9 protein-coding genes are annotated in these 9,671 nt (G+C 61.5%); 4 read left to right on the forward strand and 5 right to left on the reverse strand.

What is annotated here, in order from left to right:
• Position 1 precedes the first annotated feature (1 nt).
• Positions 2-1,213 carry a TCR/Tet family MFS transporter gene (locus J2X71_RS26230; RefSeq protein WP_310386706.1) on the forward strand — a complete coding sequence of 404 codons (1,212 nt, stop codon included), beginning with the start codon at positions 2-4 and terminating at the stop codon, positions 1,211-1,213.
• Here J2X71_RS26230 and J2X71_RS26235 read toward each other — a convergent pair.
• Positions 1,204-2,133, reverse strand: a complete 930-nt coding sequence (locus J2X71_RS26235) for a PHB depolymerase family esterase (RefSeq protein ID WP_310386668.1) — start codon at positions 2,131-2,133, stop codon at positions 1,204-1,206. The two genes, J2X71_RS26230 and J2X71_RS26235, sit on opposite strands and share 10 nt — an antisense overlap.
• Before the next feature lie 174 nt (positions 2,134-2,307).
• On the reverse strand, positions 2,308-4,074 hold the full coding sequence (locus J2X71_RS26240; protein WP_310386670.1) for an adenylate/guanylate cyclase domain-containing protein: 1,767 nt from the start codon (positions 4,072-4,074) through the stop codon (positions 2,308-2,310).
• Between the two features lie 395 nt (positions 4,075-4,469).
• Here J2X71_RS26240 and J2X71_RS26245 point away from each other — a divergent pair, with 395 nt between their 5' ends.
• The 3 genes from J2X71_RS26245 to J2X71_RS26255 all read left to right on the forward strand — a co-directional run bounded on the left by J2X71_RS26245 (position 4,470) and on the right by J2X71_RS26255 (position 6,228).
• Positions 4,470-4,961, forward strand: a complete 492-nt coding sequence (locus J2X71_RS26245) for a hypothetical protein (protein ID WP_310386672.1) — start codon at positions 4,470-4,472, stop codon at positions 4,959-4,961.
• A 176-nt stretch (positions 4,962-5,137) separates the two neighbouring features.
• Positions 5,138-5,770, forward strand: coding sequence for a DapH/DapD/GlmU-related protein (locus J2X71_RS26250; protein WP_310386674.1), 633 nt, complete (start codon positions 5,138-5,140; stop codon positions 5,768-5,770).
• A 32-nt stretch (positions 5,771-5,802) separates the two neighbouring features.
• A complete protein-coding gene (locus J2X71_RS26255) occupies positions 5,803-6,228 on the forward strand; it encodes a GFA family protein (RefSeq protein ID WP_310386675.1) in 426 nt (141 codons plus the stop codon).
• Between the two features lie 146 nt (positions 6,229-6,374).
• On the opposite strand, the gene J2X71_RS26260 is transcribed toward J2X71_RS26255, so the two are convergent.
• The 3 genes from J2X71_RS26260 to groEL all read right to left on the reverse strand — a co-directional run.
• Positions 6,375-7,292, reverse strand: a complete 918-nt coding sequence (locus tag J2X71_RS26260) for an MBL fold metallo-hydrolase (RefSeq protein ID WP_310386708.1) — start codon at positions 7,290-7,292, stop codon at positions 6,375-6,377.
• Positions 7,293-7,710: 418 nt separating this feature from the next.
• Positions 7,711-8,535, reverse strand: coding sequence for an arginase family protein (locus J2X71_RS26265; protein ID WP_310386677.1), 825 nt, complete (start codon positions 8,533-8,535; stop codon positions 7,711-7,713).
• Between the two features lie 372 nt (positions 8,536-8,907).
• On the reverse strand, positions 8,908-9,671 hold a 764-nt coding region (gene groEL / locus J2X71_RS26270; RefSeq protein ID WP_310386679.1), incomplete at its 5' end, for a chaperonin GroEL.

Consider the following 9,671-nt stretch of genomic DNA (forward strand, 5'->3'; position numbering starts at 1 on the left):
CATGAACAAACCGCTCGTCGTCATCTTCACCGCCATCTGCCTCGATGCCGTCGGCATTGGGCTGATCTTCCCCATCCTGCCCCACCTTCTTCAGGACGTGACCCAGACGCAGGACATCGCCTTCTATGTCGGCCTCATGACGGCGCTCTATGCCGCCATGCAGTTCGTCTTCGCCCCCGTGCTCGGCGCGCTCAGCGACACGATCGGCCGGCGCCCCGTGCTGCTGATCTCGCTTGCCGGTGCCGCGATCAATTACGCCATCATGGCCTTTGCGCCATCCCTCACTCTGCTGCTGATCGGCCGCGCCATCGCCGGCCTCACCAGCGCCAATATGTCGGTCGCCTCGGCCTATATCACCGATATTTCACCTGCCGATCAGCGCGCGCGCCGCTTCGGCCTGTTCAACGCCATGTTCGGCGCCGGCTTCATCATCGGCCCGGTCCTTGGCGGGTTGCTCGGCGATTACTGGCTGCGCCTGCCCTTCATCGCCGCCGCCGTACTCAACACCTGCAATCTGCTGCTTGCCCTCTTCGTCCTGCCAGAATCCCGCACACTTGAATCTTGCACACCGTCTCGCCGGAAGATCGATCTCGCCACGCTGAACCCGCTGCGGCCGCTGAAATGGATCGTCTCGATGAAAGGACTGCTGCCCATCGTGCTGGTCTATTTCGTCTTCAGCGCCGCCGGCGAATCCTACGGCACCTGCTGGGCGCTCTGGGGCTTCGATACTTTCGGCTGGAACAGCTTCTGGATCGGCCTGTCGCTCGGCGCCTTCGGCATCTGCCAGACACTCTGCCAAGCCTTCCTGCCGGGGCCGGCAACCCGCCTGCTCGGCGAGCGCTGGTCGGTCATGACAGGCATCGCCGCCGCCGCGATCGCCCTCCTCGTGATGGCACTGGCCAGCCAGGGCTGGATGATCTTCGCCATCATGCCGGTCTTCACCCTCGTCGGCATCGGCAATCCCGCCTTCCAGGCGCTCGCCACCCGCACGGTCGCGCCCGATCGCCAAGGCGAGCTGCAGGGCGTGCTCGCCTCCACCGTCTCCCTCGCCTCGATCATCGCGCCGCTCGGCTTTTCATCCCTCTATTTCGTGACGCGACAGAACTGGCCGGGCGGCATCTGGCTCTCGGTGATCGCCCTCTACGCGATCGCGGTGCCGCTGGTTCTGATGAGCACGAGAACCCGTGGTGAATGTCTCGATCATCAACGGTGAAACTCCCTGAAGAAGTTCCACACCTCAACCGCTGTCTCGATATCGTTGCTGCATCCGCCGAAACGGGGTCCATCTACCGGATCATCATGACCGGAGCTGGTATCGGACTTGGCGAGACGGGGCCAGCAATGGCCTCCGTTTTCGATACGATACAACTGAACCCCCGTATCGGCCTGGCATCCGGACCATTGAACCAGGCTGGCGCGGGTCAGGTCATGCGGGTCGAGATGCGGCAGCGCCGTGGCATTTTCCCCGGTGCAGCCGTCGATCCGGCGCCAATATTCCGTTGTCTCCGGAACGGAAAGCAGCCTGCCGAAGGAGCGGATATAACCATCGTAGCGCTGCACGTCATCATCAGTGCCGTTCACCATCATGACCGGCATGGTGTGGCCGGGCTTGCAGTCTTCGACCTGCGCTTCGTTTATCGCGCTGGCGACGGGAGCAATCGCTGATATCCTGTCAGGAAGCGCGCAGGCCAGCGTATAGGTCATCAGCGCGCCGAACGAGAAGCCCGTGGCATAGACCCTTGTGCCGTCGGCAATCTTCCGGCTCACCAGATCGTCAATCATGGTGCGGAAAAAGCCGATGTCATCAACCGGCTCGCCATTGATGACAGGCTTCCTGTTTTTGATATTCCAGGCGCCGTCGATCGCTTCCGGATAAAGGGTGATGAAGTTCTCGCTGTCAGCGACAGCATCAAATCCGCTGTTTTTCTGGAAGTTGGCGGCCTTGTCGTCTGACCCATACATCACGATGACAAGCGGTGCGGGGTGTCCTTCCGCTCCCTTGGGAATATGCAGGATCGCCGTGCGGTCCACGCCCTGCCACTTGTAAGTCAGAACTTCATCGGCATGAGCGGCCGTCCAGCCGAGAAGAAAAAGGAAGGCGGCGAATGGCAGGCGGAGCAATGCGCGGCACATGAAACATTCCCGCTTTCGAACGAAAATACAGCGACGAAACATAAGTCATTCGGTGTCGCTGGCAATGACCGAAAGTAGCGACGCCTAGGGACACGATGTCGCTTCCGGCGGATCGTGGACGAGGCGCGAAGTCCGCTCCCGTCCCATCGGTTTCCCGCAAGATCGAAAACACCCTCAGCGCTCAGGCAAGCCCGCCTGTCGCAAACCCTCGGCGGTCTGGGCCGCCCATTGCGGCACCCCCCGAAACACAGGCCTCGACAAATAACGCTCGATCGTAAAATGCGGCTCGATCTCCATGAGCTTGCCCGCAGCCCACCGGGCCGTCTTCACGTCACCGCTCATCGCCGCCCAGGCCGCCATCATCCGGTAGCACCAGGTCACATCGGGATGTTTGTTGACGACCTCCCGGGCAATTGCGACGGCCTGCGAAAGGGAGCCGGCCATGGCGAGCGACAGGGCCATGCCCATGCGCATGTTGAACGCAAGCGGATCCGCCGGGCTCAGCGTCAGCGCCCGTTCGAACCGCTCCGTAGCGCCAGTCTCGCCCTTGTAGCTTGCAACCCAGCCATAGCGCGCCCATGCCCAGGCATTGTTCGGGGCGAGCGCCAGCGCCCGTTCAAGATAGGCCGCCGCCCGCTCCTGATCGCCGCAATGGCTGAGTGCCCCGCCGACGGCGGTCAGGGCGGTCGGATCATCATCGATGGAGCCCACTGCGGCTTCGACAGATTTTAAAGCCCGCTCCAGATCCCGCTCCGGTTCCTCGGTCCAGATGTAGCCAAGGTGCTGGGCGTAGCACCATGCCAGAAATGCGTGGGCGCGGCCGTAAGCAGGGTCGATCGCGATGGCATCCAGAAGCAGCGGTATTGCCCGCTCGTTCGTCGCCTTGCTCTGGCCCCAGAGATACGGGTAGGCGCGCATGACGAGATCATAGGCGCGCAGGCTGCTGGGCGGCTTGCGCTTCGACAGCTCGGTTTCGGCACTCTGGATGGCCGGATGGATGGCGCCGGTCACCTGAGCCGCGATCCTGTCCTGAAGCTCGAATATGTCCTCGGCCGCGCCCTCATAACGCTCTGACCAGAACTGCATGCGCGTCTCGGTATCGACCAGCTGCACGGATATCCGCAGCCGCTCTCCTCCGCGCCGAACCGTACCCTGGACCACGTAGTTGACGCCGAGTTCCCGTCCGAGGTCACGCACGTCGACGAAGCGTCCCTTGTAGGTGAAGGCGGACTGGCGCGCGATGACGAAGAACTCCCGAACGCGCGAGAGCGCCGCGGTGATTTCCTCCACGACCCCATCAACGAAATACTCATCGCCCTGACCGCTGAGATTGTCGAAGGGCATGACGACGATCGACGGCTGGTCTCTGCCGAAGCGCGGCGCAAGTGACGGCGTTAGCCCTGGCCCGGCCTCCCCGCTTTCAGCCGCCTCCTGCCAGTCGACCCGAAAGACGGAAATCGGCCTCGGGATATTCTTCATAGAGCGTTCGCCAAGGCTCGTCAGCGTGAACGGCACCTTGCCATAGAGATGCTCGCGTACCGACCCGGAAATGCATATGCCTGCCGGCGGCGCCATCTCCTGCAGGCGCGCGGCGATATTGACGCCGTCGCCGACCAGATCGTCACCCGACACAATGACGTCACCCAGATTGACGCCGATGCGGAACTCCAGGCGGCGATCCCCGGGGATGTCTTTTGGATTGCTCGAGAGGCGTCGCTGGATTTCGACCGAGCACCGGATAGCCTGAACAGCGCTTGCGAACTCGGCGACAAACCCGTCACCCGCAGTGCCGAAGATGCGGCCGTCATGCTCGCCCACTATTTCGGCGATCTGGCTGAGGCACGCGTTGAGAGCACGAACCGTGCCCTCCTCGTCCAGCGCCGTAAGGCGGCTGAAACCGGCAACATCGGCGGAAAGGATGGCTGCGAGCTTTCGATCCACAGCAGTGATTGCTCCGGCGGCGTATCATACCGTTGGATGAATATGCGCGGATTTTGCCAAATTCATAGAGTTTTGTCGCAAAGGGGACGGATGAATGACCGCCTTTGGCATGGCGTATCGCGACGCTCCAACACCTGTGGGCCCGAAGCAGACTGAGCTTTGAGGCGGACTGCCAAACCTGCCGAGCACAGGAAGCGCCCGGGCTGTGCAAACGCAAGGGCATAGGGCTTGGCCAGAGGCATTTATACCGCCAGAAGTTATACGTATTTTTCGATATTCAATTTTACCGATAGTTTTTGGCGCCTGTTAATAGCCGGCTGCTATTCGGTCGTCATCGCAAATGCCTGTGGCCAAAATCCCTGTGATCGAAATCATTATGAAGTCGGAATTTTGAAATGAGACTTTTGAAAAAGCTTGTTGTCGTCACCGCCTTGCCGATGCTGCTTTGCGGCTGCGGCGCAGCCAAATCTCTTCAGGCTGGAGCCGCCAAGCTCTCGGATGACCTCGGGACCGCCCTGACCGCCCCCTATACCAAGATCGACAGCCAGTGGCGCGGCAAACCGATCGCGAAATTCGAAGACAAGTTCGGGGCGCCGACGGACCGCAGCGTTGCAGGCGGAGCGCCCGTGCTGACCTGGCAGCGATCGCGCATGGTGCGGATACCCGCAAGAACCTATGACCAGACGGAATACATCGGCAACATGGTCCTCACCAAGCGGATCTTCTCACCGGAACATGATCAGGAAGTGTCCTGCACCGTCGCCGTCACCGCAAAATCCGGAATAATCACGCGGGTGAAGCCGCTGAGCGACAGGGTCGTTCCGGTTGGCGAAGACGGGTTCTTTCCGTCGAACACCTCGACCTGCCAGATCATTTTCGGGCTGTGAGGGAATAGCGCGAGCGCAATGGACGCGGATCACGCCTTCTGCGCAGAAATCTTCGGCACGGTCGGCGGACTGGCAACCCATGGCCCATTGAACACGTGCGCCGATCATCGCGGCGTTCTTGCGTCACATATCCTTCACCGTTCCCGATTAGGCAGACCGAAATCCGGAGACTGCCCATGGACTCGACCACCCAGCCAAACCGCCCCAAGATCGCCGAGACCGTCATCCACCCGACGGCAAGCCTGAGGGATTCCAGCATCGGCAAATGCTGCGAGATCCTGGAGAATACTTCCCTGCACACGGTCGAACTCGGGGATTATTCCTATCTCGGCCAGCGCTGCATCGTCGGTGATGCCAGGATCGGGAAATTCTGCGCCGTCGCCGCGGAAGTCCGGATCGGCGCGCCCAATCACCCGATGGACCGCCCGTCGATGCACCGCTTCACCTATTGCCCGGAATATTACTCCGCCGATGCCGTGCGCGATCACTCCTTCTTCGCCGAGCGAAAGGCGGACCGCGCCATCATCGGCAATGACGTCTGGATCGGCCACGGCGTCATCGTGCTTCCGGGTGTGACGGTTGGAGACGGCGCCGTGCTCGCGGCAGGCGCGGTGGTGACCAAGGACGTTGCGCCCTATACGATCGTCGGCGGCGTTCCCGCCAGGTTCCTGCGCGAGCGCTTCTCGCGAAACGTTGCGGAAAAACTTGCCGCGATCGCCTGGTGGGACTGGCCGTTCGAGACCATCATGGCACGGCTCGCCGATTTTCAGTCCAGCGATATCGAAGCCTTCTGCGAGCGCTGGGCCTAGTTTGGGATTTCATTGAGAGAGACAAGCGGATCATGAGCGACGAGAGACATGAGCATAATGCGGCCTGCCACTGCGGCCGCGTCAAATTCCGGCTCCGGTTGGCGGACGAATTCAATACGATCCGCCGCTGCACCTGCTCCTACTGCCGCATGCGCGGCGCCATCGCCGTCTCGGCTGAGCTTGCGGATATCGAGTTCGTAGAGGGCGAAGACAACCTGACGCTCTATCAATTCAATACCCGCACGGCGAAGCATTATTTCTGCAAGACCTGCGGCATCTATACCCATCACCAGCGCCGCTCGAATCCGAACCAGTTCGGCATCAATGTCGCCTGCATCGAGGGCATCAGCCCCTTCGACTTTCCGGAGGTGCAGGTCATGGATGGCGTCTCCCACCCCTCCGATTCCGGCACCAAGGCGAGGGTCGCCGGCATACTTCGCTTCGAGCCGACAAAGTGAGGTCATGCCAGGCGAGCGCTCCTGCCCCGGAACGGCTCCAGCGGCATACGGCCACCAAAATGAAACGAGGCCCGGGCATTCGCCGGGCCTCGCTGATTGAGCCGGATATGTGCCACACTCAGCTGGTGCGGCGTGACACGACCCCGTCAGTAGTCCCAGAAGATCGGCACCCAGCGAAAGGCTTCGCCGTCGACCGCCACATGGCCGATGGACGGGAACGGCAGGTGCGTGGCCACCAACAGTTCGCCGGTCGCCGCCAGTTCGCGCAGAAGTCGGATCCGAACGCGGACCGCTTCTTCGGGGTCGTGTTCGAAACCGTTGAACCAGTCGGGATGTTCGAAGCCCACCGCGAATACGGCGTCGCCGGCAAACATCAGCTTGTCGCCGCCGGAGGCCACGCGGACCACGCTATGCCCGGGGGTATGGCCACCGGTGCGGGAGACGACGACACCCGGCGCCACCTCGTATTCTTCATCGAACAGCCGCAGCTGGTTTTGGTACTCCTTGGCGAACCGCTTGGCGGCTGCCCGAAGCGCGTCCGGAAAGCCCGGCGGCATGGAGACGTGAGAGAAATCGGGCGCCTCCCAGAATTTGACCTCGGCGGCGGCCACATGGATGCGCAGGTCCGGACGCAGCCGTTCCTTCACCCCTTCGACGAGCAGCCCGCCAACATGGTCCATGTGCATGTGGGTCAGCACAACGTCGGTCACGGAACCAAGATCGATGCCTGCGGCCTCCAGTCGCTTGATCAACTGTCCGGCCCGCGGCAGGTTCAAGTCCGGGTCGATCCCGAGCCCCGCATCGACGAGGATGGTCTGTGCGCCGCTACGCACCACGACCACGTTCAGCGACCAGTCGAAAGCGTCCGGCGGCAGGAACATGTCGCCCAGCCAGCCGGCCCGCACCTTCGGGTCGGCGTTGTGTCCCAACATCGCGGTTGGCAGCGGCAGAACCCCATCGCTGACCACCATCACCTCGATGTCGCCGATATCAAGCGCATAGCGCGACGGAACCAGCTCGCCGGGCTTTGCTCCACCGGGAGCCGAACTGTTCTGCGAGGACATATTTGTCTGTTGCGGACCCGTGCTACGGGCTTTTGTTTCTAACTGCGACATGACGCGCTCCTGTGTTGCGTGGACACCAGCCTGTCACTGTCCATTCGGTAATACGCGGATGTCGCATACCAGCATGGATCCGGCGCTCGAACCTCACGTTTCCAGACGTTTCCGTTTTCGAGCGCTCTTTGGTGGCGGCCCCTAACAACTACAGCCGCCCTCAGGCGCCCGTAATCCAAACTTACGTTTAAGACGCGGCGGCTGACCGTATGTCGCCTTTCGATCATGTTGCCAAAAGAGCCGGCACGCCGTTCAAACAAGAAACGAAATCAGGCTCTTACCATCGAAGGCGAGCTCGCACGTCTGCTTTCAGGATGATCCACGCAGCAGGGAGGCGATAGGATTCAGGGCCTAAGCTGCCATTCGCTTAGTGAGAGCCCTTCGTCAAAACTGGCTCCAAGGCATCGAGCAGAGCGCTCGGCGATACTGGCGGCCCGCCAGCTTTCCAGGAGTTCTGGAACTCGGCAATTTCCATCCCGACGAAGCCATGTTCTGCGATAACCTTGCAGCAGGCTCGCACATCATCCAGCGACAGGCCGCCTTCGAATTCGTAATCTGTCGGCACGATGCCGGGCTCCAAGACATCGCAGTCGAAATGCACATAGACGGAGCGGCCGGCGATCGCGCTCCCAAGGTCGGTCGCGAGATCGGCTCCTGGTTTGATATGCGGAATGTCGTGTTTCGCGATCAGATCCAGTTCATACGGATCGAGGTCACGTTGACCGACGAGAACAACCTGATCAAAGCTTAAACCCGCACCGAGACCGGAATTCCAAAGGCCAAGTGGCCCCGCAAGCGCCAGCCCGCCGAGATATCCGGTGGGGCTGGCCTCTGGTGGATTTAGATCGCCATGTGCATCGAACCACACGATGCAGGCCGCGGGATGGTGCTTCGCAACGGCTGGAAGGGTTGCCAGCGAAACCGCGCACCGGCTGGTGGCGGCGATCGACGCCGCGCCTGCGGCCAACACCTCGTCAAACCGGGACTGCAACTCTCTGAGCGACGGCAGGGCCGCATCGAGCTCTTCGCGCCATCCGCCATTCACGGCGGGCTCCGGGGTGCCGATCACTGCAGGAGAAATGCCGGTTCGGCGTTCCAATTCCTCGCCGATCGCCTTCGCACCCGGCATGGCCAGGTCGTTGTGATCGCCTGCGCGTCCCTGGAACACGGTATATTCTGCTTTTCCAGCCATCGCTTACAACCTCGCAACGTGTTGTTCCCACCCGTTTAACTGGATTCCGTGCGGAAAGCGAGAAGGTCAGCAAGCGCCGCGTTGCACCCATGTCGTCTGGGGTTTCAGCAATGTGCCCTACCCCGGAAACGGCTTCAGCGCCCCAACCCAGGCAACGAGCGCGACAACACAGGCGGCGATCACGAGTTCCCCCACGAACGGCATCTTTCGGGTGCTGTGGTCCAGTGCGCCATGGCGCGATCTGCCGGAGCGCTACGGCCGCGCACGACGACCGGCCCAACCGGACGTCGGAGGCCCCGATCAATCGGAGCCCCCCTTGCCTTGTGTCAGCCAACGTCTTGTGTCAGCGAACGCGCTTCTGGAACGACTTCTTCACATCATGCCGCCCATGTCAGGCATGCCGCCTGCTGCGGAATCTTTCTTGGGTATATCGGCGATCATGGCTTCCGTGGTCACGAGAAGCCCGGCAACCGAAGCCGCATTCTGCAGCGCCGTACGAACGACCTTGACCGGGTCGACGATGCCCATGGCGATCATATCGCCATATTCGGACGTCTGGGCGTTGTAGCCGTAGTTGTCTGTATTGCTCTTGAGAATGTGGCCGACGACGATCGAGCCTTCATCACCGGCATTTTCGGCGATCTGGCGAACCAGCGACTGGAGCGCCTTGCGGATGATGTTGACGCCGGCATTCTGGTCGTCATTCTCGCCCTTGACGTTAAGAACGATAGAGCAGCGCAGCAGGGCCGTGCCGCCGCCAGGAACGATACCCTCTTCGACAGCAGCGCGCGTCGCGTTGAGAGCGTCGTCGATGCGGTCCTTCTTTTCCTTCACTTCGATTTCCGTCGAGCCGCCAACGCGGATAACGGCAACGCCGCCAGCGAGCTTGGCAAGACGTTCCTGCAGCTTTTCGCGGTCGTAGTCGGAGGTGGTTTCTTCGATCTGGGCCTTGATCTGGGCAACACGGCCTTCGATGTCGGACTTGGCGCCAGCGCCGTCGACGATCGTGGTGTTTTCCTTGGAGATCGAGACCTTCTTGGTGCGGCCGAGCATGTCGAGGGTGACGGACTCGAGCTTGATGCCGAGGTCTTCGGAGATGACAGTGCCGCCCGTGAGGATAGCGATGTCTTCCAGCA

Origin of the sequence: Rhizobium sp. 1399, from assembly GCF_031455475.1 — a bacterium.
GTDB lineage: Bacteria > Pseudomonadota > Alphaproteobacteria > Rhizobiales > Rhizobiaceae > Rhizobium.